We start from the raw sequence: 23,788 nt of genomic DNA on the forward strand, positions 1-23,788 counted from the left end.
ATGGCGAAATCACGCCCGCCGCGGCGGGCGCAGGGTCACAGGTTACTTGCTGATGCCTAACTTCTGGCAGGCGGCGGCGTACTCGCCGCTACACACCTGATCCCAGGTCTGGATTTTTTTATCGAAGATTTCCGCTTTGATGTTTTTGGCCGTCACCACTTCCGGGGTAAATAGCTGGGAAGGGGTGTTGTACAGGGTGGTGCTGGCCTGCGGTTTTTTGCCCTGAATAAAATCAACCGCCACTTTGGCCGCCGCCGCGGCGACGATCTCCGATGGTTTGGAGATGGTGTTGTACTGGTCGCCGGCGATGATCAGCTGCAGCGCGGCGATAGTGGCGTCATTGCCGGTGACCGGCGGCAGCGGCTGGACGCCTGCAGCCTTAAAGGCGGCAATCGCGCCGCCGCCGGTACCGTCGTTCGCCGCGACCACGCCCTTAATTTTGTCGCCAAAGCGGGTAACCTGCCCGGCGGTCCACTCCTGGGCTTTCGGCGGCGCCCACTCCGGGGTGTCAAATTCGGCCAGCGTTTTGTAACCGGACTCTTTCAATCCGCGATGGATACCGTCGCGGATCAGCCCTGCGGCGGCATCGGTTGGCGAACCGTTAATTTGCAGCACACCGGCATCCTGCGGCACGCCGCTCGCTTTCAAATGGTCGGTGAGAGATTTCGCGATGGCGTAGCCAATGCCCTCGTTATCAAACGAAACATAAAAATCGGCCGGTTTGTTTGGCACCGGGCGGTCATAGGCGATGACCTTAACCCCTTGAGCCTGGGCGTTTTCGACCAGCGCGGCGGCGGCGGAAGAGTCAACCGGATCCAGGACGATCACTTTCGCCCCCTGGGCGATAACCGAGTTGAACTGCTGCTGCTGAAGCGACGCGTTGGCGTTGGCATTCTGATAAATGACCTTACAATCCGCGCAAAGCTTGCTCATTTCCGCCTTAAAACCGGGGAAGTCGTGCTGCTCATAGCGGGTAGAGGCCTGATCGGGCATTAAAAAGGCCACGGTGGCGGACTCTGCAGACCAGGCTGAAGCCGTGATGGTGCCGGATAGTGCGGCGAGTGTGATAAGAATATTACGGTAATTCATTGTGTTACCCTCTTTTTTATAGGCTTAAGCCCGCCGGGTTGCGCCGACGTTACAGAGACTTTTTTTAATCAGAGTTACCAATAATTCACATGCAGGATACTTCGGTTTTACATTTGCTCAACCGATGAAGCAGGATTACCACTGTGCAAAAAATGAGTCAAGAAAAGGAAAAAAGTCGATCTGATTTTGTGATTCGCTGCAAATAAGCGAACAAAAAAACGCCAGTCAATTTGACCGTAGCGGGAGAGAATATAGGGGGAAGATACGGGCGACGATGCGCCGCCCGCAGGGATTACTCTTCGCTGAGAAACAGCTCCAGCAGCGAATTTAAAAACAGCTTACCGTGCTCGGTAATCTGCCAGTTTTGCGCATCTTCCAGCAGATAGCCTTCGGCGATGGCGGCATCGATTTGCGGACGGATAACCTGCTCATCAAGGCCGGTATACAAGCTGAACTCCGCGCGCGGCGCGGCCTCCAGCAGGCGGAAGCGGTTCATAAAGAACTCGAACGGTTTATCCGCCGCCTCCACGTCGTGCTGGCGCTCCAGGTAACGGCCTTCCATGTAGCCGCGCGGGTGACGGGTTTTTGCCGTACGCAGAATGCGGCCATCAGGGAAGGTCACTTTGCCGTGTGCGCCGCAGCCGATACCGAGGTAGTCGCCAAAGCGCCAGTAGTTGAGATTGTGCTGGCACTGATAGCCTGGTTTGGCGTAAGCGGAGGTCTCGTACTGCTGATAACCTGCGGCGCTTAGCAATTGATGCCCCTGCTCGAAAATATCCCACAGCGCGTCGTCATCCGGTAACACCGGCGGGCGCGAACCAAACAGCGTGTTCGGCTCAATAGTCAACTGATACCACGACAGATGCGGCGGATTCAGCGCGATCGCCTGGCGTAAGTCATCCAGCGCTTCTTCCAGCGACTGGTCCGGCAGGCCATGCATTAAATCGAGGTTAAAGCTACGCAGCCCCAGGCCGCTCGCCAGCCGCGCCGCGCGCTTTGCCTCTTCAGGACCGTGAATACGCCCCAGACGCTGCAATTTGGGCTCGCTAAAGCTCTGCACGCCGATGGAGATACGGTTGACCCCGGCACGCTGATACTCAACGAAGCGATCGGCCTCCACGGTCCCCGGATTGGCTTCCATGGTGATCTCCGCATCCGCCGCCAGCGGCAGGCAGGCGCGCACGCCATCCAGCAGGGTTTGCATCGCCGGGCCGGAAAGCAGGCTCGGCGTACCGCCGCCGATAAAAATAGTCTTAATTTCACGTCCCTGTGCGTATGGCGCATCGTGGCGCAGATCGGCAAGCAGGTGCTGGACGTAGTCGTCGTGCGGCACTTCGCCCTTTAACGCATGCGAATTGAAATCGCAGTACGGGCATTTCTGCACGCACCACGGGATATGAATATAAAGACTCAGAGGCGGCAAATTAGCCATTACGTAATGCTTCCAGTAACAGTTTCAGCGCCTGCCCGCGGTGGGAAATGGCGCTTTTCTCTTCACGGCTCAGCTCCGCTGCGGTTTTACCCTCGGACGGAACAAAGAAAATCGGGTCATAGCCAAAGCCGCCGTTACCCGCCGCCTGACGAGTAATCACGCCCGGCCAGCTGCCATGGCATACCAGCGGCGTCGGGTCTTCGGCATGACGCAGATACACCAGCACGCAGTGGAAATGGGCCTGACGTTGCTCATCGGGCACATCCTGTAGAGCATCCAGCAGCTTTTCCAGATTCTGCTGGTCGCTGGCGTTTTCACCCGAGTAGCGAGCGGAGTAAATTCCCGGCGCGCCGCCCAGCGCATCCACCGCCAGACCCGAATCGTCGGCAATGGCCGGCAGGCCGGTGACCTGCGCGGCGTGACGCGCTTTGAGGATCGCGTTTTCGATAAAGGTCAGGCCGGTTTCTTCAGCGGAATCGACCCCAAGCTCAGTCTGGGCGACGACGTCGAGGCCAAAATCTTCCAGCAGCGAGGCCAGCTCGCGAACTTTACCGGCGTTGCCGGTAGCGAGTACAACTTTTTGCATATTCAATCCTGTTTAGTCAGCCAGCGCCGCGACGGCGGGCGGGATCTGCTGCGGGTGAATGATTTTTATCTGTTTATGACGGCCCAGTTCGCCTTTTTCGATAAGCACCTGGCTTTTCGCGACGCGGAACTGTTTAGCGAGATATTTTACCAGATGGGCATTTGCCTGGCCGTCGACGGGTGGGGCGGTGATGGCGACTTTGAGCTCGTCGCCATGCAGACCAACAAGGCTGTCGCGGCTGGCCTTTGGCTGAATATACAGCCTGAGCACCAGCCCGTCAGCACAGACTTCAACGGCACTCATAGCGCCATCCACAGCCCCGGAAGCAGGACATTGCCGGTAGCTTGCAGCAGCTCGGCGATACCCATGTTAATCACGTACAGCAGCAGCACCAGCACCATCGGCGAAAAGTCGATGCCGCCCATGGATGGCAGCAGGTTGCGGATTGGGCGCAGCAGCGGGTCGGCCAACTGCATCAGCACGTATTCTACCGGGCTGCGGCCCTGGCTTACCCAGCTCATAATAGCCATCAGCAGCAGCACCCAGAAAATCAGCGAACCGATGGTTTTCAGTAGGATCAGCACCGCGGCAATCCAGATAATCGGCTGGAAGGTGACCACCATAAACAGTACGATCGCCTTGATAACGCAGAGCACGAAGGCGACCAGCAGGGAGGCGCTATCCAGCGGCCCCATTGCCGGGATAATCCGGCGCAGCGGCCCGACGATAGGCTGGGTCGCTTTCACGACGAACTGCGAAAACGGATTGTAAAAGTCGCAGCGCGCCCACTGCATCCAGACGCGTAACAACATGACCATTGTGTAGAGCTCAATGACCGTTGAGAGCAGGAAGGTCAACGTCTTCATGGCGTTCCTCAGATTCCTTATTTTTTGCTGTAGTCGCGCGCGCCGAAGATTGCGGTCCCGATGCGCACCATAGTGCTTCCCGCCGCGATAGCGGCTTCCATGTCATCCGACATGCCCAGAGAGAGCGTATCAACCGAAGGGTAGAGCGTTTTCAGTTGCGCGAATGCTACCGCCATTTGTTGGGCGACGGCAAACTGCCTTTCATACTCTGACTCTGGCGCCGGAATGGCCATTAACCCGCGAAGCTGGAGGTTCGGTAAGGCGGCGACACCGGCGGCTAAAGCGTCAAGCTCCGCCAGCGGGATCCCGGATTTACTCTGTTCATCGCTGATGTTGATTTGAATCAGCACGTTCAGCGGTGGTAAATCCGCCGGACGTTGCTCGCTCAGGCGGGTGGCGATTTTCAACCGGTCGACGGTGTGGCACCAGTCAAAATGTTCGGCCACCAGCCGGCTTTTGTTGGACTGCAGCGGGCCGATGAAGTGCCACTGCAGACCGCTAGTGCCCGCCTGCTGGAAATAGCGGATTTTATCCACCCCTTCCTGGACGTAGTTTTCGCCGAATGCCCGCTGTCCTGCGGCCATTGCTTCTTCGATAGCGCTCGCAGGTTTGGTTTTACTCACTGCAAGCAACGTAACTTCTTCTGGAGCGCGGCCGCAGCGGGCGGCAGCGCCTGAGATTTTATCCCGGACCTGTGCCAGGTTATGCGCAATATCGTTCATATTCCGAGGATCAGTTATGGAGCTGGAAGAAATCGTGGCCCTTAGTGTAAAGCATAACGTCTCCGATCTACACCTGTGCAGCTCGTATCCGCCGCGCTGGCGTCGTATGGGAACGCTTGAGCCTGCGCCGTTTACTGCGCCGGATGTTGAGAAAATCCTCACTCGCTGGCTTAACGACCCACAGCTGGCGCAGTGGCGTGCCGATGGTCAGGTTGACTTCGCTTTGGCTCTCCCGAACGGGCCTCGGCTGCGCGCCAGCGCTTTTGCCCACACGCGTGGCCTGTCGCTGGCTTTGCGTCTGTTGCCGCAGCAATGTCCACAGTTGGTTGATTTGGGCGCGCCCGCCGCGCTTAGCGAATTGCTAAATGAAGAGAGTGGTTTGATCCTGGTTACCGGCGCTACCGGTAGCGGCAAGTCGACCACCCTGGCGGCGATGGTGGACTACCTCAATCAACATCGCCATGGTCATATTTTAACCCTTGAGGATCCCGTGGAGTTTATTCACGCCAGCAGGAACTGCCTGATCCAGCAGCGCGAAATCGGCCGCCATTGCTCCTCCTTCGCGGCGGCGCTACGCGTAGCGCTGCGTCAGGACCCGGACGTCATCTTATTAGGCGAGCTGCGCGATAGCGAAACTATCCGCCTGGCGCTGACCGCAGCCGAAACCGGGCACCTGGTGATGGCGACGCTGCATACCCGCAGCGCGGCGCAGGCCATCGAGCGGCTGGTGGATGTGTTTCCGGCGGAAGAAAAAGAGCCGGTTCGCAGCCAGCTGGCAGGGAGCTTATGCGCTGTGGCGGCGCAAAAATTGTTGCCAAATGCTTCCGGCAGTCGGGTTGCGCTATACGAACTTTTAGTGAACACGCCAGCGGTGGCAAATTTGATCCGCGAAGGGAAAACGCATCAGCTACCCGGCGTGATGCAAACCGGTCAGCAGGCAGGAATGCAAACCTTTGCGCAGAGTTTTCAACAACGTGCAGCGGCAGGTGAGTTATTGCCCTCGTAGAGATGAAACCAAGTTGGTATTCATTAAATTGTTAATTCAGTGTTCAATTAATGTTTTGATAAATGTTTTTATAATACAAATAAGTGGTACGACCTAAGCCTAAATAATGAATGTTATGACAGCAGGCTTACATTTACCTCGCTTCACAAGGAAAAAAGTAGGATTACCTTTTGACACTTTTGCGGGGTTCGATTTATGCTGTTTACGGGAATAGGAAGATTCTCATGAAATGATGTTTCAATAACCAAACTGTATTTGAAAATATAAATACATTATTGAACGTTTAATTTTCAGTTAATTTAACCGCTAAGATGGCGGGGTACTGCTAAGGAGAGTTTCAAGTGATTAATTTATCGGAGAATTTACTGCATTCGCGTCAGGTGACTTTCATTACTCATCCATCCATTCAGAGTAATGCATTTGCGGCGTGGTTGACTGAGAAGCTATCCGTAAACGTAACTCTGCATAATATCAACAAACCGCTAACTCAACGCCTGGCAAAAGATTCCGTAATATTGTTTGATATTGCTGTTTCCAATAAGAAATTGAATAGCGTGTGGCGAGATATTATTCGCGTACAGGCAGATAATCCGCGTTTGTTGATTATCAATAGCGCGCAAAAGTATGAGTTGTACGAAATGGCGCAATGGCCTGCGTTATATGGCGTATTCCGTCATGACGACGACCAATCGCGCTTAATTGAGGGCGTCAAAGCCGTATTGAATGGTGAACAGACGGCTGAATTGAGCGTGATGCACCCGGCGCTGTATTCTGCAGATCAGGTCACGGCGCCGACGGAGAACTCACCGTTGACCGAGCGTGAATGTGAGATCCTCAACGAGCTGCGCTGCGGCGCAATAAATATGGATATCGCACGCGCGTTATTCATCAGCGAAAACACCGTACGTACCCATCTGTACAATGTGTTCCGCAAGCTGAGCGTGAAGAACCGAACCCAGGCGGTAAGCTGGGCGAATGAACATCTGCGTCACTGATTGCCCGGCGGCGCTACGCTTGCGCGGGCCTACGGGTTATGCCAGCGGGGGTTTTGTAGGCCGGGTAAGGCGAAGCCGCCACCCGGCGCAAAAGCGGCTCCGCGTCCGCTGCCATGATTGCCCGGCGGCGCTACGCTTGCGCGGGCCTACGGGTTACTCCAGCGGGGGTTTTGTAGGCCGGGTAAGGCGAAGCCGCCACCCGGCGCAAAAGCGAATCTATGCTTCGCTTTCATCCCAGAGCTACCGATCAGTATCCCTGTTCGAAATAGCTTTCGAGGATAACCACGGCAGAGGCGGAATCAACGCTGCCTTTATTGAGCGCACGAAAACCACCGTGTTCAAACAGGCCGGCGCGAGCTTCGACGGTGCTTAAACGCTCGTCGTGGAGGGTGATTTTCACGCCGAAGCGGCCATGAATTTTATTGGCGAAATTACGTGCGCGCGCGGTTAGCGGCTGTTCGGTGCCGTCCATGTTCAGCGGCAGACCGACAATCACCGCTTCCGGCTGCCACTCTTTCAACAGCTTTTCGATGATGTTCCAGTCCGGCTTGCCGTCCTGCGCCTTCAGCGCCGGGAGCGGACGCGCCGTGCCGGTAATGCGCTGCCCAACGGCGACGCCAATGCTTTTAGTGCCAAAATCAAAACTCAAAAAGGTACCGCTCATTATGCATGCCCCGCGTCGGCAGGCATCGTCACGATATCGATACCGATAAGTTTGGCCGCCTCGCGCCAGCGATCGGCAATCGGCGTTTTAAACAAAATATTCTGATCGGCCGGTGCGGTAAGCCAGGCGTTATCGAGAATTTCCTGCTCCAGTTGCCCTTTTTCCCACGACGCGTAGCCCAACGCCACCAACACGTTGCTCGGTTGTTTATCGGTACCGAGGGTTTCCAGCACGTCGCGTGAGGTGGTGATCACCGTGTTGTCGGAGATACGGATGCTGGAGGAAAAATCAGACGGCGGCGTGTGCAGGATAAAACCGCGATCCTCCGCCAGCGGGCCGCCGACCATCACCGGTTTATCCAGGCGAATTTCCGGGTTGCGCGCCACCGGCGCGATTTTCAGTTTTTCCAGGATCCCTTCCACCTGCAAATTTTCCAGCGGCTTATTGATGATAATGCCCATGGCGCCATCGTCGTTGTACTCGCAAATATAGACGACGGAGCGACGGAAAAGAGGGTCCTGTAGCGCAGGCATGGCAATCAGAAAGTGATGCTGTAAATTCATTGTCAGAGGTTCTGTTCCTGGTTTAAAAAAACAACACCCAGTATGCGGGTAAAGTAGAAACGTGTCGATGCACTTTGTTTTACAGGCGCCAGAGAGGCGCCTGACGGGCGGGCGTTTGCCCTTCCCAGTGCTTATTTGTTGATACGTTTTTCGATAGCGTCCATCAGCATGCCGGTAATCGACACGTCCGGGAAAGCAGCTTCGATTTCGCGCACGCAGGTCGGGCTGGTGACGTTAATTTCGGTCAGGCGATCGCCGATGATATCCAGGCCGACGAAAATAAGGCCTTTGGCTTTTAGCGTCGGGCCGACGCGGCGGGCGATTTCCCAGTCGCTTTCGGTCAGCGGACGCGCTTCGCCACGGCCGCCAGCGGCCAGGTTGCCGCGCGTTTCACCGCCCTGCGGGATGCGTGCGAGGCAGTATGGCACCGGCTCGCCGTCTACCACCAGCACACGTTTGTCGCCGTCTTTGATGGCCGGCAGATAATTCTGCGCCATGCAGTAGCGGCTACCCAGTTCGGTCAGGGTTTCGGAAATGACGCCGAGGTTCGGATCGCCTGCTTTCACGCGGAATATTGAAGCGCCGCCCATGCCGTCCAGCGGTTTGAGAATGATATCGCCGTGTTTTTCCCAGAACGCTTTCAACTGGGCTTTATTACGGGTGACCAGCGTTTCCGGAGTTAGCTCGGAGAACCAGGCGGTGAACAGCTTTTCGTTACAGTCGCGCAGGCTCTGCGGCTTGTTGACGATAAGCGTGCCTTTCTCTTCCGCGCGTTCGAGAATGTAGGTGGCGTAGATAAACTCGGTATCGAACGGCGGGTCTTTACGCATCAGGATGACGTCGAGATCCGCCAGCGGCAGATCCTGTTCGCCGGTGAACGCGTACCATTTGTCGTAATTCTGCTCGACGCTCAGCGTGCGCGTACGGGCGCGGGATTCGCCATTGATGAGGTACAGGTCGTTCATCTCCATATAATGGAGTTCATAGCCGCGACGCTGCGCTTCCAGCAACATCGCGAAGCTGGTGTCTTTTTTAATGTTGATGGATGCGATAGGGTCCATCACGATGCCGAGCTTGATCATTGTTCTCTCCATTAGCGCTGTCGTGTTTGCGGATTGTTGCGCCAGATTTTAGCCCAGATCGCCAAAACGCACCTGCAGCGCGGTGATGGCGGTGAGCGCGGTAGTCTCAGTACGCAGAACGCGCGGTCCCAACAGGATATCAGTAAACTGGTAGCGAGCGGTCATCGCTATCTCTTCCGCCGACAGGCCGCCTTCCGGGCCAATCAGCAGGCGAACACGTTCAACCGGCAGCGGCAGCGTATTGATACTGGCGCTGGCGCGCGGGTGCAGGTTGAGCTTGAGGCCGTTTTCTTCCTCGGCGCACCAGGCTTCCAGCTGCATCGCCGGGCGTATTTCCGGCACGACGTTACGGCCGCTCTGTTCGCAGGCGGCAATGGCGATTTTCTGCCACTGCTGAATCTTCTTCTGCAAGCGTTCGGCATCCAGTTTAACGCCGCAGCGCTCGGAAAACAGTGGCGTTATGAGGCTTACGCCAAGTTCGATTGATTTCTGGATGGTGAATTCCATTTTTTCGCCGCGTGACATCACCTGGCCGAGATGGATATGCAGCGGAGATTCACGATCGTCGAGCTGGCCGCGGATAACCTCGACCATGACGTTTTTCTTACCCGCTTCGGTGATGACCGCATCGAAAACCTGATTGCTGCCGTCAAACAGCTGGATTTCCTGGCCTTTGCTCATGCGCAGGACGCGGCCAACGTGGTTGGCTGCGTCGTCGCTCAGGGCGATGTGGCTGCCGGGGGTAATGCGTTCCGGGTGGTGGATGCGAGGAATGCGCATGCTTGATATTCCGTTCTTCGCGCAGATAGCGTCTTCCCCATAGCGGGGAAGACGGCGGCTGCAAATTAACAATTGCCGCTAGTGTAGGTTAGCTCTTTTGCGCCTGGCAAGCCTGCTGGACGTAAGGATTATGGTTGCCCTGTACTTTGGCGATTCGCTCATCGCGTTCGCACTCCCAGGAGGTCACCGGATACTGCTTATCCCAGGCGGTAAACAGCTGGGTTTGCTGGCGGGAAAGAGTCAGCTGATAGCGGTCGCGCATATAGAAGTAGGTGCGGGCGATCGAGCCGCGGGCGCGTACCGGCGGTTCGGCGACTTTATCTTTGAAATCCACCTTCATGGCGCATTGACCATACTGTCCATCGCCGCCGTTCCACTGGCTGTACATAAAGTTGCCGCGATCGCCATTGACCTCGCCGACCGCAGGCTGCAGGTTATGCATATCGCTTTCCATCTTGCGGTATTCCGGATCTTTGGCGCAGTTTTTTCGCCCGCCATCCTGCCAGCACTGGCGCTGGTGGCCGAACTGCCACGCCGGGACCACATGTTCCCATTCGACCCGGCTGGCGCGGTTCTCGTTTTTACGCACTTTGTAGCCGCAAGATTCCAGATCGATAACGCCTTTTTTACCCTGCCAGTCGATTTTACAACCGCAATAAAAGTCGCCGGGGACGTCGGCATTCACTTTTACGCCTGCGGCTTTCGCCTGGGAAAAACTATGAATACCAGCTGCCGCAAGCGGGCCGCTGGCTGCCACGCTGAACAACGCGACGGCAAAAACATACATACGGGACATCGTAAACTCCGTGTCAAAACGAGCCCGCAACGTAGCGAATGAGGGTGTCAGATGCAATCAGTCAGATCAGAAAGTTTCTAATTAATTCCAATGGTTACTTTTCCGCCACTAGCAGATCGCCGCAGCGAACGCAGCGGTAAGTGGCTTCACCGCGCACCACGCGGTTATGGCGACGGACGGTTAGCTGATGCTGCTGGCACTGGCAGCGATAGGGGAAGGTGTTCTGGCGTACTGAATTGAGCTCAAAGCGGTGGGTGCGGCGGGCGGGGACGCCCAGCACGGCCTCCATCATCCATTTCCACTCTTTGCCGTGCGGCGCGACGCGGCCAAAGTGTTTCCACACCAGCAGATGCGCCAGTTCGTGCGGTACCACTTCATCGATAAACGCCTGCTGGTTTTCCAGCAATAGTACTGGATTGAGGCGGATCTCGTTTTTCTCCAGCCACGCGGTGCCTGCGGAGGTGCCGCGCTGCTGATAAACCAGCGTCGGTTCCGCATAGCGGCGTTCCAGCTTGAGATTGGCGGTGGCGAGATGCTCCCGCAGGCTACGCATGACGGCCTGCTGGATAGCGATGGGAATTCGGGGTGTTTTCATAGCGCCAGAGGATAGTGCGCCGCGCGGGGGAGAGCAAGAAGAAGCTTCCTCCCAAAGGGGAGGAAGCACAGAGGGGATTAATCGCGAGCGCCGATTTCGCGCAGCGGGCGTCCCTGCATCAGGTTGCGTTCAATATGTTCCAGCGAGACGTTTTTGGTTTCCGGAATCAGCCAGATAGTCAGCAGGATAAACAGCACGTTCAGACCGCCGTAGACCCAGAAGGTGTTGGCGCTGCCGAGAGAGTTCAGCATGGTCAGGAAGGTGGCGCCGACGATCATATTGGCAATCCAGTTGGTCGCGGTGGAGCAGGTGATACCGAAATCGCGGCCTTTCAGCGGCTGTATTTCAGAACACAGTACCCAAATCAGCGGGCCGGCGCTCATCGCGAAGCCGACGATAAACATCAGCAGCATCAGTACTGCAAAGTACTGCGCGGTAGCAGAGTGAATACCGATATGCATCATGCTGCCCAGTACGCCCATACCGGCGGCCATCACGATAAAGCCGAGGATCAGCGTCGGTTTACGGCCCCAGCGGTCGACCAGGCCGATAGCGATAAAGGTGGCCAGTACGTTGGTCAGGCCGACGATCACTGTGCCCCACATTTGCTCAGTGGTATTGGCATAGCCCGCCAGTTCAAAAATCTTCGGCGCATAGTACATGATGACGTTCATCCCGGTGAACTGTTGCATGATCTGCAGCAGGACGCCAAGGAACACCGCGCGGCGGAAGTTGCTGTTCTCTTTGAACAGCGCCCAGCCGGACTGTTTGACTTTCAAGCTTTCGCGGATTTCATCGAGCTCGCGTTTGGCTTCGGCGCTGGTATCGCGCAGGCGCAGCAGGACGCGTTCGGCATCGACGAAACGGCGTTTAGCGGCAAACCAGCGCGGGCTATCCGGCAGGAAGATTACGCCGATCAGCAGCAGGATTGCCGGGATGATAATCACGCCGAGCATCCAGCGCCACGCGCCGCTGTAGCTGAAGGCGGTGTCAGAGAGGTAGGCGCCGAGAATACCGATGGTAATCATCAACTGGTACATCGAAATCATACTGCCGCGGATTTTCTCCGGCGCGATTTCCGACAAGTACAGCGGCGCGGTGTAAGAGGCGACGCCAACCGCCAGCCCCAGCAGGACGCGAGAGATCAGCAGGATTTCGACGTTCGGCGCGGCGGCGGAAAATAGCGAACCGGCCACAAACAGGATCGCGCCGATCATCAGGCTTTTTTTACGTCCCAGTTTAAAGGAGAGCCAGCCGCTGCCCACTGCGCCGACGGCGGCGCCGAACATCATGGAGCTGACCACCCACTCCTGGGTGTGCGCGCTGATTTGGAATTCATTGGCAATGAACGGTAAGGCGCCGGCAATAACGCCGATATCAAGGCCGAACAGTAAGCCGGCCAGCGCGGCGAGGAAACAGACAAAGAACGTCATCGTCTTGTTTGAACGCCCTTGTTTTTTATTGTCAGGCATAACGCCCTCCAGTTGAGTTATTGATTCTGTCGATGCTTAGAGTAGGGGAGTGCAGGACAAAAAAACGTGATTACAATCACGACTGTGTAATCGGTTACACTAAGGTAAAGATATGTAATCAGTAAAAACATATTCAAATCATAGATATAAAAGGCAAATATCGCCAATAAGAATGGGCTGAAACGACGATTTTTGACATGTTATGTAACATTGTGAAAAGAGTTCGCGCCTGCGGGTAGCTAGAACGATCCCGCCCTTGCGGCAGATATGTAATCGCTTTCATCAAGTGGGGAAAGGAAATGGATCAAAGACGGTCAAACGTCGGGGGAGAGATTCAGGGCAACAAAAAGGCCAGCGCGGGGCTGGCCTTAAGCAGTCAAGCGGGGTGGCTTATTTCAGGCCAGCCGCTTCGCGCAGCAGGGCTGCTTTGTCGGTTTTTTCCCATGGGAAATGTTCGCGACCAAAGTGACCGTAAGCGGCGGTCTCTTTGTAGATCGGGTGCAGCAGATCCAGCATCTGAATCAGGCCGTACGGACGCAGGTCGAAGAACTCGCGTACCAGCAGGGTCAGCTGTTCAGAAGGCACTTTTTCGGTGCCGAAGGTTTCGACCATGATTGAAGTCGGTTCAGCGACGCCGATGGCGTAGGAAACCTGAATCTCACAACGATCGGCAAGACCTGCGGCAACGATGTTTTTCGCCACATAGCGCGCCGCGTAGGCTGCGGAACGGTCAACTTTAGATGGATCTTTACCGGAGAACGCACCGCCGCCGTGACGAGCCATGCCGCCGTAGGTATCAACGATGATCTTACGACCGGTCAGACCGCAGTCGCCCATCGGGCCGCCGATGACGAAACGTCCGGTCGGGTTGATGAAGAACTTGGTGGAAGCGTTCAGCCATTCGGTCGGCAGAATCGGCTTGATGATCTCTTCCATCACTGCTTCCTGCAGGGATTTCTGATCGATATCTTCAGCGTGCTGAGTGGAAAGCACAACCGCATCGATGCCGACGATTTTGCCGTCGTCATACTGGAAAGTGACCTGACTTTTCGCGTCCGGACGCAGCCACGGCAGGGTGCCGTTTTTGCGGACTTCAGCCTGGCGCTGTACCAGACGGTGCGCGTAAGTCACCGGCGCCGGCATAAGCACGTCAGTTTCGTTAGTGGCATAGCCAAACATCAGGCCCTGGTCGCCCGCGCCCTGTTCCAGCGGGTCGGCACGGTCAACGCCCTGGTTAATATCCGGGGACTGCTTACCAATAGCGCTCAGGACCGCGCAAGAGTTGGCGTCAAAGCCCATATCGGAATGCACGTAGCCAATTTCACGCACCGTGTTACGGGTGATCTCTTCGATATCAACCCATGCGCTGGTGGTGATTTCACCGCCAACCAGAACCATGCCGGTTTTGACATAGGTTTCGCAGGCTACGCGCGCTTTCGGATCCTGTTCGAGGATCGCGTCCAGCACGGCATCGGAGATTTGGTCAGCAATTTTGTCTGGATGCCCTTCTGATACAGACTCGGACGTAAAGAGGTGTTTTGCCATGTTTTATTTTACCTGTGAGTATTCGTGTAGCTCATACTGTTGTGTAGAGAGGCTTTGATAGATGACCCTACCAAGGCTTGCAGGTAGTGACACGAGCAGTCTGAGTGTTAATCAGTATAGATGGATTAACTTCTGGATGGCTATTTTAGGTCAGAACTTCATCGCATTTCCACATTTTTTTGACATCGCCCGCATTAATGGAAAAAGCGTGGTGGAAATTTTTCCTGACAACTCCGGCAAGACGCGTATTTTTATTTTGCATTTTACCCCGCTTCTCGGTATAAAACGCCGCGCGCGGCTCATTAAAAAAGCGCACGAAGCCCATCTCGTGACGCCACTTCCAGCCGGGTTAAGCACTCTGTTACACAGCGGCGGTTTCGCCAGCTGTTCGATATGTATAGCTTTGGCTTGTCGCTGGCCTTTTTCGGGGCAGTGTGGAGGTGATACCAGATAATGAACCAACGTTTTTCGCCTGATTCGCCGCGTCGTTCTGTCGCGCAATTCTATCCCGCAATCTGCATCTCTTTCGTGCAAACCTGCCGATGTTCTACCCATCTCGGCGCTTCTCAGGATTCCAGGGCCTCCAGGCTTTTTGAAAACTGAACAAGGGCGCTCTTGCGTGAGCAAGGGTTTTCTCGTGGTTTCTCCGGGCTGTCATACCAGCTTCGGGTACGTGTTTTACTATATATGAATAAGAAACCGGTCGCGCAGCTGCAGTGCCAGCACTATCTGCTGGGATTAAAGGCTGTTCATGGGTTGTTATCGCGTCTGTCGACTGCGATAGTAGTTAATATTACAAGTTGAGGTTCGCTATGTCTGACGACATGTCTTTGGGTTCGCTTTCGTCAGCAGGCGAACACGGTGTACTACGTTCCATGCAGGAGGTTGCGATGAGCTCCCAGGAAGCCAGCAAAATGCTACGTACCTACAATATTGCCTGGTGGGGTAATAACTATTACGACGTTAACGAACTGGGCCATATCAGCGTTTGCCCGGATCCTGACGTCCCGGAAGCGCGCGTCGACCTGGCCGAGCTGGTCAAAGCGCGCGAAGCCCAGGGACAACGCCTGCCGGCGCTGTTCTGCTTCCCGCAGATCCTGCAACATCGTCTGCGCTCGATTAACGCCGCCTTCAAGCGCGCGCGTGAATCCTACGGTTATAACGGCGACTATTTCCTTGTCTACCCGATCAAGGTCAACCAGCACCGTCGCGTGATTGAATCCTTGATCCACTCCGGCGAACCGCTGGGGCTGGAGGCTGGTTCGAAGGCTGAGCTGATGGCGGTGCTGGCGCACGCGGGGATGACCCGTAGCGTGATCGTCTGTAACGGTTATAAAGATCGTGAATACATCCGTCTGGCGCTGGTGGGCGAGAAGATGGGCCATAAGGTCTATCTGGTCATCGAGAAGATGTCGGAAATCGCCATCGTGCTGGAAGAGGCCGCCCGTCTGAACGTGGTGCCGCGCCTTGGCGTGCGTGCGCGTCTGGCCTCGCAGGGTTCCGGTAAATGGCAGTCCTCCGGCGGCGAGAAATCTAAATTCGGCCTCGCGGCGACGCAGGTGCTGCAACTGGTCGAAATTCTGCGCGAGGCAGGCCATCTTGAGAGCCTGCAACTGCTGCACTTCCACCTCGGCTCGCAGATGGCCAACATTCGCGATATCGCCACCGGCGTGCGCGAATCGGCGCGTTTCTACGTCGAGCTGCATAAGCTGGGCGTTAATATTCAGTGCTTCGATGTCGGCGGCGGTCTGGGTGTCGATTACGAAGGGACCCGCTCGCAGTCCGACTGTTCGGTGAACTACGGCCTGAATGAGTACGCCAACAATATCATCTGGGCGATCGGCGACGCCTGCGAAGAGAACGGCCTGCCGCACCCGACGGTGATTACAGAGTCCGGCCGCGCGGTGACCGCGCACCACACCGTACTGGTTTCCAACATTATCGGCGTCGAGCGCAACGAATACACCGAGGCGACCCCGCCGGCGGAAGACGCCGCGCGTCCGCTGCAGAGCATGTGGGAAACCTGGCTGGAGATGCACGAAACCGGCAACCGCCGCTCGCTACGCGAATGGCTGCACGACAGTCAGATGGATCTGCACGATATCCACATCGGCTACTCCTCCGGCACCTTCAACCTGCAGGAGCGCGCGTGGGCGGAACAGCTGTATCTGAACATGTGCCATGAAGTACAAAAACAGCTCGATCCGAGCAACCGCGCCCATCGTCCGATCATCGATGAGCTGCAGGAACGTATGGCGGATAAAATCTACGTCAACTTCTCGCTGTTCCAGTCGATGCCGGATGCCTGGGGCATCGATCAGCTATTCCCGGTGATGCCGCTGGAAGGGCTGAACAAGTCGCCGGAACGTCGCGCGGTGCTGCTGGATATTACCTGCGACTCCGATGGCGCCATCGATCACTATGTTGACGGCGACGGGATCGCCACCACCATGCCGATGCCGGAATACGACCCGGAGAACCCGCCAATGCTGGGCTTCTTTATGGTTGGGGCTTATCAGGAGATCCTCGGCAACATGCACAACCTGTTCGGCGATACCGAAGCGGTAGATGTTTTCGTCTTCCCGGACGGTAGCGTTGAGGTTGAGCTCTCCGATGAGGGTGATACGGTGGCGGATATGCTGCAGTATGTTCAGCTGGATCCGAATACGTTGCTGACCCAGTTCCGCGATCAGGTGAAAAATACCGGTCTCGACGCCGAGCTGCAGCAGCAGTTCCTTGAAGAGTTCGAAGCGGGGCTGTACGGATATACTTATCTTGAAGATGAGTAATTAAGACTAATCCGCTGGTGGGTCGGTTTATGTTAATAAACCGACCCTTTTTTATAAATGAAATCTGAAACAACATAGTGGATGCTTTTTAAAGCGATAATAGCCTGTACACTGCCGTGAGGAAATAATACTTAGTGGAACAGGGACAGAATATGAAAAATATATCGCGGTACGGTCTTATTATCGGTTTATTATTAGGCGGTTGTTCGAGCCAGGCTGTGTACCATGACCGTGCAGCGTCAACCACCGATGTCGCCACCCGCTGGGGCAGCGACGTTCACTCAACGGTTAAAGGCGTGTCCGCAGAACGCCAGGATTCCCATCCTGACGAAATTGTATTGATTAATTATTCCGGTCAAGATCATACCGGTTTCGACCAGCTGTATAGCATTCGAATTAGCGATCTGGAATATGCGGTACGTGATGCTAATTTTAACTCTCTCCCTATTACTCGCAGCTATAATAATTCCACCGGAAAATGGCAATACGCTATTGCGGCCCGCGTTGGCACACAATATCAATTATATGTTCGTAATTATAGCCATCGCGTGGATTACGAAATTGTTGCTACCGTGGATGGTCTCGATGTCCTGAGCGGTAAGGCCGGTTCGCTCCAGAATAATGGTTATATTATCCGTGCCGGCGGCTCGCTGGCGATCAAAGGATTCCGTAAAAATAACCGTACCGTAGCGGCGTTTGAGTTTTCTGATGTTGCGCAATCTTATGCCGCCCATTCCGCTCAGGGGGATACGCGTAACGCCGGGATCATTGGCTTTGCCGCCTTCGCCTTACGCGGAGAAAAGCCGGCGCCGCTTCCACCATGTACGGCTCAGGCCTTCCCGGCGAACGGTTTCGCCCCGGCGCCTTGTCAAAAATAAACGTCCCGCTTGCCGCCGGGCGGTTTTCAGGCGATAATTTGTTCTTATAAGCAGTTACCTAATTCAAACCCTTCCTCGTCGGGCCTAACGACGCGGAGGGGTTTTTTTATACTTATTTTTTACGTTCCACGACTGTGAAAAGAGGTCATACCCATGAGCACTTTAGGTCATCAATACGATAACTCCCTGGTATCCAACGCTTTTGGTTTCCTGCGTCTGCCGATGAACTTTATGCCGTATGAAAGCGATGCGGATTGGGTCATCACCGGCGTGCCGTTTGATATGGCGACCTCCGGGCGCGCGGGCGGCCGTCATGGCCCGGCGGCGATCCGTCAGGTGTCAACCAACCTCGCCTGGGAGCACAACCGTTTCCCATGGAACTTCGACATGCGTGAACGCCTGAACGTCGTGGACTGCGGCGATCTGGTCTATGCCTTCGGCGACGCTCGCGAAATGAGCGAGAAACTGCAGGCGCACGCGGAGAAACTGCTGGCGGCCGGTAAACGCATGCTCTCCTTCGGCGGTGACCATTTTGTCACCCTGCCGTTGCTGCGCGCCCATGCCAAGCATTTCGGTAAAATGGCGCTGGTACACTTCGATGCCCACACCGATACCTACGCCAACGGCTGTGAATTCGACCACGGCACCATGTTCTACACCGCGCCGAACGAAGGGCTTATCGATCCGAACCACTCCGTGCAGATCGGTATTCGTACCGAATTCGATAAAGATAACGGCTTTACCGTGCTTGATGCGGGCCAGGTTAACGACCGCAGCGTCGACGACATCATCGCTCAGGTGAAGCAGATCGTCGGTGATATGCCGGTGTACCTGACTTTCGATATCGACTGTCTGGATCCGGCATTTGCGCCAGGTACCGGTACGCCGGTGATCGGTGGGTTGACCTCTGACCGTGCGATCAAACTGGTGCGCGGCCTGAAGGATCTGAACATCGTCGGAATGGACGTGGTTGAAGTCGCCCCGGCTTATGACCAGTCTGAAATCACCGCCCTGGCGGCGGCGACTCTGGCGCTGGAGATGCTATACATTCAGGCAGCGAAGAAAGGCTAAGCGTTTACTGCTGCTGCGCGACGCATGCGCAGCAGCAGTACGCCGCCGGCGCACAGCGTGATCAGCTGTGATGCCACCAGAACGGAAAAACCTGAACTTACCGATCCCACCGATTTCATCACCACTCCCATCAGCAGCGGAATAAACGCCGCGCAGATATTGCCAATGCCGTTAATGATCCCATAGGCGCTGCCCACCGCTTCGCGCGGGGCGTGATGCTGCACCACCGCCGGGATCGCCGCCCCCTGTAATCCCCAGAAAACGTTCGCCGCCAGCATAAACAGCGCCAGCATCGCCGGCTGCTGGCTGAGCATCAGCGCCAGCACGGAACCGGCGGTGAGTAGGCCGCCGATAATAAACAGCAGCGGCGCCTGCTCCGGGCGCATTTTGTCGAGGAGCACGCCGCCAACAAACTTTGAGCCCAGGCTTAACAAAAAGGGTACTGCCGCCAGCAGGCCGGTGGCCTGCAGCGAGAAGTGGTGCTCGTCGCGTAGCCAGGCGGGCAGCCAGGCGCTACTTCCCCATAGATAGCTGAGCGTGGCGATTTCCACCAGTAGGATCCAGCCAAGCAGCGGCGTACGCCAGGCGAGGGCAAAAGTCTGACTGAAGCCCGGCTTCGCGCGCTGTGCGGTCACTTTTGGCGCGGGAAGAAACCGCCAGATTAATCCGCCGCCGAGCAGGAGGTTAAGCAGCGCCAGCGCGTAGAAGGAGCCGATCCAGCCAACATGCGCCATCAACCAGGTGACTAGCGGGAAGCCTACCGCCAGCCCAAGCGATACGCCGAGGGCGGTCACCGCATTCGGTTTACCTATTTCATCGGCGGCGAAGTTGTCGTTGATAAAACGTGTCTTCAGTGAGAATAGCGGTCCCTCCGCCACGCCAAGAACAATGCGCGCGATTAACATCCCGAAGAGCGAGCCCAGCAGCGGTGAAACTGCGCAAACCAGCGCCCATATAGCAATGCTGCTTAAGAGTCCCTGGCGGTAATGCCATTTACTTTCTATAACTGGGGTTAATAATAATGCCGAAAATCCATAACCCAGAAGAAAGCATGTCATTAGCATGCCTTGTAACATTTTGTTTTCATTTAATTGAAAATGGGCAGCAAATTCCGGGTTAAGGATCATCACCGAGATATTTACCCGATCGACGTAGGAAATAATTATTAACAAAAGTAATGCTATTACCCCTTGCCATCTTGCCGCCAGTTGTTGTCTCCACGCTTAATTTAATGATTGCCGGTTATTATTTTTTTAACGCCAGAAATAGTTACATAAGTAAAATGATTCACCAGTGAAACTCATTGTTTTTAAAAGATTAAATAAATGATTGTTTCATGGGTGAAACACCATGGCTTCCGCCGTTGCACATTTTTAATGATCGTCTGCAAAAGAAGTCAATAGTCGCGTGTGAAATTTAAATCGGCATTTTTATTTATAATGGATCACCACTTTAAATATCATCATTTCATCTGAATGCAGTTTTTCGTGATCAATTGCACACTTAGCTAATTTAAAAGTCATTCATTAACAAGTTTGTCACATTAACGCTTGACGAAACATTCACCGCTTTTATATTGACCGTATTAAATAAGAAACAGAGTTTCATATATGAAACAAAAGCCTGGAGGATTGCGATGAGCTGGATAGGCGTATGTGACGCGGAGCAAGTACAGGAAGATTTTCCATATAGCGGCAATATCGACGGTAAGGAAATCGGTATTTATCTGATTGATGGCGAATATTACGCGCTGGAAGACGTTTGCCCTCATGCCTATGCGCTCCTGAGCCAGGGCTTTGTCGAAGATGGCAAGGTGGAATGCCCGCTGCATGAGGCGGTATTCGACGTCAAAACCGGCCAGTGCCTGCATGGCCCCGGCGGTCGCAACCTTAATCGTTACCCGGTGCGGGTATACGACAATCAGATCCAGATTACCTTTATCGAGGAGAACGTGGCATGAGCGAATCCCTGGACTTCAACCCGGCGCTACCGGAAAGCCGCCAGTTTACGCCACCGGCGGAAGGCGGAAACGGCAATATCCATAAGCCTGGCGACTATCACAATCTGATTTGGCAAACCCGCAGCCGGGTGCCGGAAAACTGGGAACTGCAGCTTATCGCGACCCTGGAAACGCTGTTCGAGCAGGGCGCGGAAAGTCTCGGTGAACTGGTGAGCGGCCTCAATGGCGTCAGGATGCATGACCAGCAGGGCGAACCGTGGAGCGAAAGCAGCTTCCAGGCATTTTTACAGGTTAACGGCTACTGAGGACACCGCGATGACGACAACGGTACAAAACTATCTTGATAAAGGATTGCGCGGCCTGTGGTATCCGGTGCTGGCGAGCTGGGAAGTGCAGTCTGCGCCGGTAGGCATTACCCGTCTCGGCGAGCAGATCGTGGTCTGGCGAAATAAAGACGGCCAGGTGCAGGCGCTGGAAGACCGCTGCCCGCACCGCGGCGCGCGCCTGTCAATGGGCTGGAACTTAGGCGATCGTATCGCCTGCTGGTATCACGGCGTGGAAGTCGCCGGCAACGGCGAAGTCAAAGACGTCCCGGCGGTTGACCGCTGCCCGCTGGTCGGCCAGCAGTGCGTGCGCAGCTACAGCGTGCAGGAAGCGCATGGGGCAATCTTCCTGTGGTTCGGCGTCACCGCCGACCAGCAGCCTGATGAGCTGAGCTTCCCGGAGGAACTGGCCAACCACGAAAAATACAGTAACTTCCTGTGCACCGCGGCGTGGAAATGCAACTACCAGTACGCGCTGGAAAACGTGATGGACCCGATGCATGGCACCTATCTGCACTCATCATCGCACTCGATGGCAGAAGGCGATCGCAAAGCCGATATGGTGCTGCAGCCGACGAAAACCGGCTTTATCTTCGAGAAAAAAGGGCAGAGCGGCGTCAACTTTGACTGGGTTGAACTGGGCAACAGCGGCGCCTACTGGATGCGCCTGTCTATTCCGTACAAAAAGCGTTTCGGGCCGGGCGGCCACTTCTGGATCGTCGGCATGGTGGTTCCGGAAGATAACGACAACTGCCGCGTCTTCTTCTGGCGCATCCGCGGCGTTCAAGGCTGGCAGCGCGATCTGTGGCGCTTTATGTACCGCAACCGTCTGGAAAAACTGCACTGGGAAGTACTGGAACAGGATCGCGTGGTGCTGGAGAGCCTGGCGCCGAACGCCCGCGATCATGAATATCTCTATCAACATGACGTCGGTTTATCCCGCCTGCGCCGCATGATGCAGAAAGCGGCGAAAGAGCAGTTAGCGCTTCGCGAAGCGCAGCAGGGTGCCGCCTGATGAACGGCCTGCTGAACGGTAAACGTATTGTCGTCACCGGCGCGGCGCGCGGCCTCGGTTACCACTTTGCCGAATCCTGCGCCGCGCAGGGCGCGACGGTGGTGATGTGCGACATCCTGCAGGGGGAGCTGGCGGAAAGCGCTCATCGCCTGCAGCAGAAGGGCTATCAGATCGAATCCCACGCCATCGATCTTGCCAGTCAAGCGTCGATCGAGCAGGTCTTCAGCGCCATCGGCGCGCAGGGGCCTATCGATGGCTTAGTCAATAACGCGGCAATGGCCACCGGCGTCGGCGGTAAAAACATGATCGATTACGATCCGGACCTGTGGGATCGGGTGATGACGGTCAATGTCAAAGGTACCTGGCTGGTGACCCGCGAGGCGGTACCGCTGCTGCGCGAAGGGTCGGCAATCGTCAACGTCGCTTCGGATACCGCGCTGTGGGGCGCGCCGCGGCTGATGGCCTACGTCGCCAGTAAGGGCGCGGTGATTGCGATGACCCGTTCCATGGCCCGCGAGCTGGGTGAAAAGCGGATCCGTATCAACGCCATCGCGCCGGGGCTGACTCGCGTTGAGGCCACGGAATACGTTCCCGCCGAGCGTCATCAGTTGTATGAGAATGGCCGCGCGCTCAGCGGCGCTCAGCAGCCGGAAGATGTCACCGGCAGCGTGGTCTGGCTGCTGAGCGATCTTTCGCGCTTTATCACCGGCCAGCTGATCCCGGTCAACGGCGGTTTTGTCTTTAACTAATAAGTGAGGCGGTATGGCGAACGATCAGGAAGTGAAGTACCTGGTACCGGGTCTGGAGCGCGGTTTACAACTGCTGCTGGCGTTTGGCGAACAGCATCGCGATCTGACCTTTGCCGAGCTGCATCGGCTGGTGGATATGCCGAAAGCGACCGCCTATCGCGTGGTGCAGACGCTGGAATATATGGGTTTTCTCGAGCGCAACGCCCGCACCAATACCTTTTCGCTGGGCATGAACGTACTGCGTCTGGGCTTTGAATATATCGCCTCACTGGATGTCGCTCAGGTGGGACAGCCGGTCATCGAGCAACTGCGCGATATCAGCCAGTGCAGCAGTCATCTGGCGATCCGCGATGGCCGCGACATCATCTACATTGCCCGCGTCAGCGCAGCCGGTTCACGTATCAACCAGGTCAGCGTCGGAACGCGGCTACCGGTGCACTGCACCTCGCTTGGCCGCATGCTGCTGACCGATGTTTCCCGCAGCGAGTTTGAACAATTGTTCCCGGATGCACGTCTGCCGGGCAATACGCCGGGCCAGCTGTACGACCGCGAAGCGCTGTGGCAGATGGTGCAGCAGGATAAAGCTCGCGGCTACGTGATTGGCGAATCGTTCTATCGCCACGGTATCTCATCGATTGTCTATCCGGTCTTTGACCGCAGCGGCCGGGTGGCGGCGGTCGTCAGCATTCTGGTGCCGTCGGACGAGATCCCGCAAAGCGATCGCGAGCGGTTACAGAACGAGGTCAGTATGGCGGCGGACAAAATTTCCGGCTTCCTCGGATATTTGTCACAGGCAAGTTAAATCAACAA

General features: G+C 55.8%; 28 protein-coding genes. 13 read left to right on the forward strand and 15 right to left on the reverse strand.

The window, feature by feature from the left end:
- Positions 1-42 precede the first annotated feature (42 nt).
- The 6 genes from PGR29_RS14155 to PGR29_RS14180 all read right to left on the reverse strand — a co-directional run bounded on the left by PGR29_RS14155 (position 43) and on the right by PGR29_RS14180 (position 4,695).
- Complete coding sequence (locus PGR29_RS14155) at positions 43-1,089, reverse strand: ABC transporter substrate-binding protein (protein ID WP_113373042.1); 1,047 nt, start codon at positions 1,087-1,089, stop codon at positions 43-45.
- Between the two features lie 292 nt (positions 1,090-1,381).
- Positions 1,382-2,521 (reverse strand): radical SAM family heme chaperone HemW, encoded by a 1,140-nt coding sequence (gene hemW, locus PGR29_RS14160; RefSeq protein WP_087859782.1) that lies wholly within the window; start codon positions 2,519-2,521, stop codon positions 1,382-1,384.
- A complete protein-coding gene (locus PGR29_RS14165; RefSeq protein ID WP_316424728.1) occupies positions 2,514-3,107 on the reverse strand; it encodes an XTP/dITP diphosphatase in 594 nt (197 codons plus the stop codon). The genes hemW and PGR29_RS14165 overlap by 8 nt, the downstream gene beginning before the upstream one ends.
- Before the next feature lie 12 nt (positions 3,108-3,119).
- Positions 3,120-3,410, reverse strand: a complete 291-nt coding sequence (yggU, locus tag PGR29_RS14170) for a DUF167 family protein YggU (protein ID WP_087859781.1) — start codon at positions 3,408-3,410, stop codon at positions 3,120-3,122.
- Complete coding sequence (locus tag PGR29_RS14175; RefSeq protein WP_015369729.1) at positions 3,407-3,973, reverse strand: YggT family protein; 567 nt, start codon at positions 3,971-3,973, stop codon at positions 3,407-3,409. The genes yggU and PGR29_RS14175 overlap by 4 nt, the downstream gene beginning before the upstream one ends.
- A gap of 17 nt (positions 3,974-3,990) precedes the next feature.
- Positions 3,991-4,695, reverse strand: a complete 705-nt coding sequence (locus PGR29_RS14180; RefSeq protein ID WP_316424729.1) for a YggS family pyridoxal phosphate-dependent enzyme — start codon at positions 4,693-4,695, stop codon at positions 3,991-3,993.
- 16 nt (positions 4,696-4,711) lie between these two features.
- Here PGR29_RS14180 and PGR29_RS14185 point away from each other — a divergent pair, with 16 nt between their 5' ends.
- On the forward strand, positions 4,712-5,701 hold the full coding sequence (locus PGR29_RS14185) for a type IV pilus twitching motility protein PilT (protein ID WP_316424730.1): 990 nt from the start codon (positions 4,712-4,714) through the stop codon (positions 5,699-5,701).
- 341 nt (positions 5,702-6,042) lie between these two features.
- Entirely contained in the window at positions 6,043-6,696 is a 654-nt protein-coding gene (locus tag PGR29_RS14190; RefSeq protein ID WP_316424731.1) for a LuxR C-terminal-related transcriptional regulator, read from the forward strand.
- Between the two features lie 247 nt (positions 6,697-6,943).
- Here PGR29_RS14190 and ruvX read toward each other — a convergent pair whose 3' ends face one another.
- The 8 genes from ruvX to metK form a co-directional block, all read right to left on the reverse strand.
- Positions 6,944-7,360, reverse strand: coding sequence for a Holliday junction resolvase RuvX (gene ruvX / locus PGR29_RS14195; protein WP_015369733.1), 417 nt, complete (start codon positions 7,358-7,360; stop codon positions 6,944-6,946).
- On the reverse strand, positions 7,360-7,923 hold the full coding sequence (locus PGR29_RS14200) for a YqgE/AlgH family protein (RefSeq protein WP_045392076.1): 564 nt from the start codon (positions 7,921-7,923) through the stop codon (positions 7,360-7,362). Before PGR29_RS14200 ends, ruvX begins: the two co-directional genes overlap by 1 nt.
- Positions 7,924-8,054: 131 nt before the next feature.
- Positions 8,055-9,005 (reverse strand): glutathione synthase, encoded by a 951-nt coding sequence (gene gshB, locus PGR29_RS14205; protein ID WP_045392071.1) that lies wholly within the window; start codon positions 9,003-9,005, stop codon positions 8,055-8,057.
- A 48-nt stretch (positions 9,006-9,053) separates the two neighbouring features.
- The gene (gene rsmE, locus PGR29_RS14210; protein WP_213793572.1) at positions 9,054-9,785 is read right to left on the reverse strand and encodes a 16S rRNA (uracil(1498)-N(3))-methyltransferase; all 732 of its coding nucleotides are present in this window, start codon (positions 9,783-9,785) and stop codon (positions 9,054-9,056) included.
- A gap of 88 nt (positions 9,786-9,873) precedes the next feature.
- Positions 9,874-10,581 (reverse strand): deoxyribonuclease I, encoded by a 708-nt coding sequence (gene endA / locus PGR29_RS14215; RefSeq protein ID WP_015369737.1) that lies wholly within the window; start codon positions 10,579-10,581, stop codon positions 9,874-9,876.
- Positions 10,582-10,675: 94 nt separating this feature from the next.
- Positions 10,676-11,176 carry a SprT family zinc-dependent metalloprotease gene (locus PGR29_RS14220; protein ID WP_316424732.1) on the reverse strand — a complete coding sequence of 167 codons (501 nt, stop codon included), beginning with the start codon at positions 11,174-11,176 and terminating at the stop codon, positions 10,676-10,678.
- Between the two features lie 77 nt (positions 11,177-11,253).
- A complete protein-coding gene (locus PGR29_RS14225; RefSeq protein ID WP_045379571.1) occupies positions 11,254-12,648 on the reverse strand; it encodes a sugar porter family MFS transporter in 1,395 nt (464 codons plus the stop codon).
- Positions 12,649-13,038: 390 nt separating this feature from the next.
- Entirely contained in the window at positions 13,039-14,193 is a 1,155-nt protein-coding gene (gene metK / locus PGR29_RS14230) for a methionine adenosyltransferase (protein ID WP_004149807.1), read from the reverse strand.
- A gap of 136 nt (positions 14,194-14,329) precedes the next feature.
- Here metK and PGR29_RS14235 point away from each other — a divergent pair, with 136 nt between their 5' ends.
- The 6 genes from PGR29_RS14235 to speB all read left to right on the forward strand — a co-directional run bounded on the left by PGR29_RS14235 (position 14,330) and on the right by speB (position 18,931).
- The gene (locus PGR29_RS14235) at positions 14,330-14,647 is read left to right on the forward strand and encodes a hypothetical protein (protein ID WP_143115472.1); all 318 of its coding nucleotides are present in this window, start codon (positions 14,330-14,332) and stop codon (positions 14,645-14,647) included.
- Positions 14,647-14,796, forward strand: coding sequence for a hypothetical protein (locus tag PGR29_RS24990; protein ID WP_419718970.1), 150 nt, complete (start codon positions 14,647-14,649; stop codon positions 14,794-14,796). Before PGR29_RS14235 ends, PGR29_RS24990 begins: the two co-directional genes overlap by 1 nt.
- An 84-nt stretch (positions 14,797-14,880) precedes the next feature.
- Positions 14,881-14,997: an acid stress response protein YqgB gene (gene yqgB / locus PGR29_RS14240; protein ID WP_015369741.1), complete on the forward strand. Its 117-nt coding sequence runs from the start codon at positions 14,881-14,883 to the stop codon at positions 14,995-14,997.
- A gap of 8 nt (positions 14,998-15,005) precedes the next feature.
- Positions 15,006-16,982 carry a biosynthetic arginine decarboxylase gene (speA, locus tag PGR29_RS14245; protein WP_020077953.1) on the forward strand — a complete coding sequence of 659 codons (1,977 nt, stop codon included), beginning with the start codon at positions 15,006-15,008 and terminating at the stop codon, positions 16,980-16,982.
- A 152-nt stretch (positions 16,983-17,134) separates the two neighbouring features.
- Entirely contained in the window at positions 17,135-17,860 is a 726-nt protein-coding gene (locus PGR29_RS14250; protein ID WP_087859776.1) for a hypothetical protein, read from the forward strand.
- 153 nt (positions 17,861-18,013) lie between these two features.
- Entirely contained in the window at positions 18,014-18,931 is a 918-nt protein-coding gene (gene speB / locus PGR29_RS14255; RefSeq protein WP_047080345.1) for an agmatinase, read from the forward strand.
- Here the strand turns inward: speB and PGR29_RS14260 are convergent.
- A complete protein-coding gene (locus tag PGR29_RS14260) occupies positions 18,928-20,139 on the reverse strand; it encodes an MFS transporter (protein ID WP_213793569.1) in 1,212 nt (403 codons plus the stop codon). The two genes, speB and PGR29_RS14260, sit on opposite strands and share 4 nt — an antisense overlap.
- Before the next feature lie 428 nt (positions 20,140-20,567).
- On the opposite strand from PGR29_RS14260, the gene PGR29_RS14265 reads away from it, so the two are divergent.
- Genes PGR29_RS14265 through PGR29_RS14285 form a run of 5 tightly spaced genes read left to right on the forward strand, consistent with a single transcriptional unit; the run spans position 20,568 to position 23,780 of the window.
- Positions 20,568-20,891: a Rieske (2Fe-2S) protein gene (locus tag PGR29_RS14265; RefSeq protein WP_004151769.1), complete on the forward strand. Its 324-nt coding sequence runs from the start codon at positions 20,568-20,570 to the stop codon at positions 20,889-20,891.
- Entirely contained in the window at positions 20,888-21,196 is a 309-nt protein-coding gene (locus PGR29_RS14270) for a recombinase-like helix-turn-helix domain-containing protein (protein ID WP_045379565.1), read from the forward strand. Before PGR29_RS14265 ends, PGR29_RS14270 begins: the two co-directional genes overlap by 4 nt.
- A 10-nt stretch (positions 21,197-21,206) precedes the next feature.
- Positions 21,207-22,229, forward strand: coding sequence for an aromatic ring-hydroxylating dioxygenase subunit alpha (locus tag PGR29_RS14275; RefSeq protein WP_316424733.1), 1,023 nt, complete (start codon positions 21,207-21,209; stop codon positions 22,227-22,229).
- On the forward strand, positions 22,229-22,978 hold the full coding sequence (locus PGR29_RS14280) for an SDR family oxidoreductase (RefSeq protein ID WP_015703448.1): 750 nt from the start codon (positions 22,229-22,231) through the stop codon (positions 22,976-22,978). The genes PGR29_RS14275 and PGR29_RS14280 overlap by 1 nt, the downstream gene beginning before the upstream one ends.
- A gap of 13 nt (positions 22,979-22,991) precedes the next feature.
- On the forward strand, positions 22,992-23,780 hold the full coding sequence (locus tag PGR29_RS14285) for an IclR family transcriptional regulator (protein ID WP_113373038.1): 789 nt from the start codon (positions 22,992-22,994) through the stop codon (positions 23,778-23,780).
- The last annotated feature ends 8 nt before the right edge of the window (positions 23,781-23,788 follow it).

Source organism: Klebsiella sp. 141203, assembly GCF_032601985.1.
Taxonomy (GTDB): domain Bacteria; phylum Pseudomonadota; class Gammaproteobacteria; order Enterobacterales; family Enterobacteriaceae; genus Klebsiella; species Klebsiella aerogenes.

Coding starts and splice junctions, on each gene's coding strand:
- PGR29_RS14155 (WP_113373042.1), bottom strand. CDS start 1,089: ATGAATTACCGTAATATTCTTATCACACTCGCCGCACTATCCGGCACC.
- hemW (WP_087859782.1), bottom strand. CDS start 2,521: ATGGCTAATTTGCCGCCTCTGAGTCTTTATATTCATATCCCGTGGTGC.
- PGR29_RS14165 (WP_316424728.1), bottom strand. CDS start 3,107: ATGCAAAAAGTTGTACTCGCTACCGGCAACGCCGGTAAAGTTCGCGAG.
- yggU (WP_087859781.1), bottom strand. CDS start 3,410: ATGAGTGCCGTTGAAGTCTGTGCTGACGGGCTGGTGCTCAGGCTGTAT.
- PGR29_RS14175 (WP_015369729.1), bottom strand. CDS start 3,973: ATGAAGACGTTGACCTTCCTGCTCTCAACGGTCATTGAGCTCTACACA.
- PGR29_RS14180 (WP_316424729.1), bottom strand. CDS start 4,695: ATGAACGATATTGCGCATAACCTGGCACAGGTCCGGGATAAAATCTCA.
- PGR29_RS14185 (WP_316424730.1), top strand. CDS start 4,712: ATGGAGCTGGAAGAAATCGTGGCCCTTAGTGTAAAGCATAACGTCTCC.
- ruvX (WP_015369733.1), bottom strand. CDS start 7,360: ATGAGCGGTACCTTTTTGAGTTTTGATTTTGGCACTAAAAGCATTGGC.
- PGR29_RS14200 (WP_045392076.1), bottom strand. CDS start 7,923: ATGAATTTACAGCATCACTTTCTGATTGCCATGCCTGCGCTACAGGAC.
- gshB (WP_045392071.1), bottom strand. CDS start 9,005: ATGATCAAGCTCGGCATCGTGATGGACCCTATCGCATCCATCAACATT.
- rsmE (WP_213793572.1), bottom strand. CDS start 9,785: ATGCGCATTCCTCGCATCCACCACCCGGAACGCATTACCCCCGGCAGC.
- endA (WP_015369737.1), bottom strand. CDS start 10,581: ATGTCCCGTATGTATGTTTTTGCCGTCGCGTTGTTCAGCGTGGCAGCC.
- PGR29_RS14220 (WP_316424732.1), bottom strand. CDS start 11,176: ATGAAAACACCCCGAATTCCCATCGCTATCCAGCAGGCCGTCATGCGT.
- PGR29_RS14225 (WP_045379571.1), bottom strand. CDS start 12,648: ATGCCTGACAATAAAAAACAAGGGCGTTCAAACAAGACGATGACGTTC.
- metK (WP_004149807.1), bottom strand. CDS start 14,193: ATGGCAAAACACCTCTTTACGTCCGAGTCTGTATCAGAAGGGCATCCA.
- PGR29_RS14235 (WP_143115472.1), top strand. CDS start 14,330: ATGGCTATTTTAGGTCAGAACTTCATCGCATTTCCACATTTTTTTGAC.
- PGR29_RS24990 (WP_419718970.1), top strand. CDS start 14,647: ATGAACCAACGTTTTTCGCCTGATTCGCCGCGTCGTTCTGTCGCGCAA.
- yqgB (WP_015369741.1), top strand. CDS start 14,881: ATGAATAAGAAACCGGTCGCGCAGCTGCAGTGCCAGCACTATCTGCTG.
- speA (WP_020077953.1), top strand. CDS start 15,006: ATGTCTGACGACATGTCTTTGGGTTCGCTTTCGTCAGCAGGCGAACAC.
- PGR29_RS14250 (WP_087859776.1), top strand. CDS start 17,135: ATGAAAAATATATCGCGGTACGGTCTTATTATCGGTTTATTATTAGGC.
- speB (WP_047080345.1), top strand. CDS start 18,014: ATGAGCACTTTAGGTCATCAATACGATAACTCCCTGGTATCCAACGCT.
- PGR29_RS14265 (WP_004151769.1), top strand. CDS start 20,568: ATGAGCTGGATAGGCGTATGTGACGCGGAGCAAGTACAGGAAGATTTT.
- PGR29_RS14270 (WP_045379565.1), top strand. CDS start 20,888: ATGAGCGAATCCCTGGACTTCAACCCGGCGCTACCGGAAAGCCGCCAG.
- PGR29_RS14275 (WP_316424733.1), top strand. CDS start 21,207: ATGACGACAACGGTACAAAACTATCTTGATAAAGGATTGCGCGGCCTG.
- PGR29_RS14280 (WP_015703448.1), top strand. CDS start 22,229: ATGAACGGCCTGCTGAACGGTAAACGTATTGTCGTCACCGGCGCGGCG.
- PGR29_RS14285 (WP_113373038.1), top strand. CDS start 22,992: ATGGCGAACGATCAGGAAGTGAAGTACCTGGTACCGGGTCTGGAGCGC.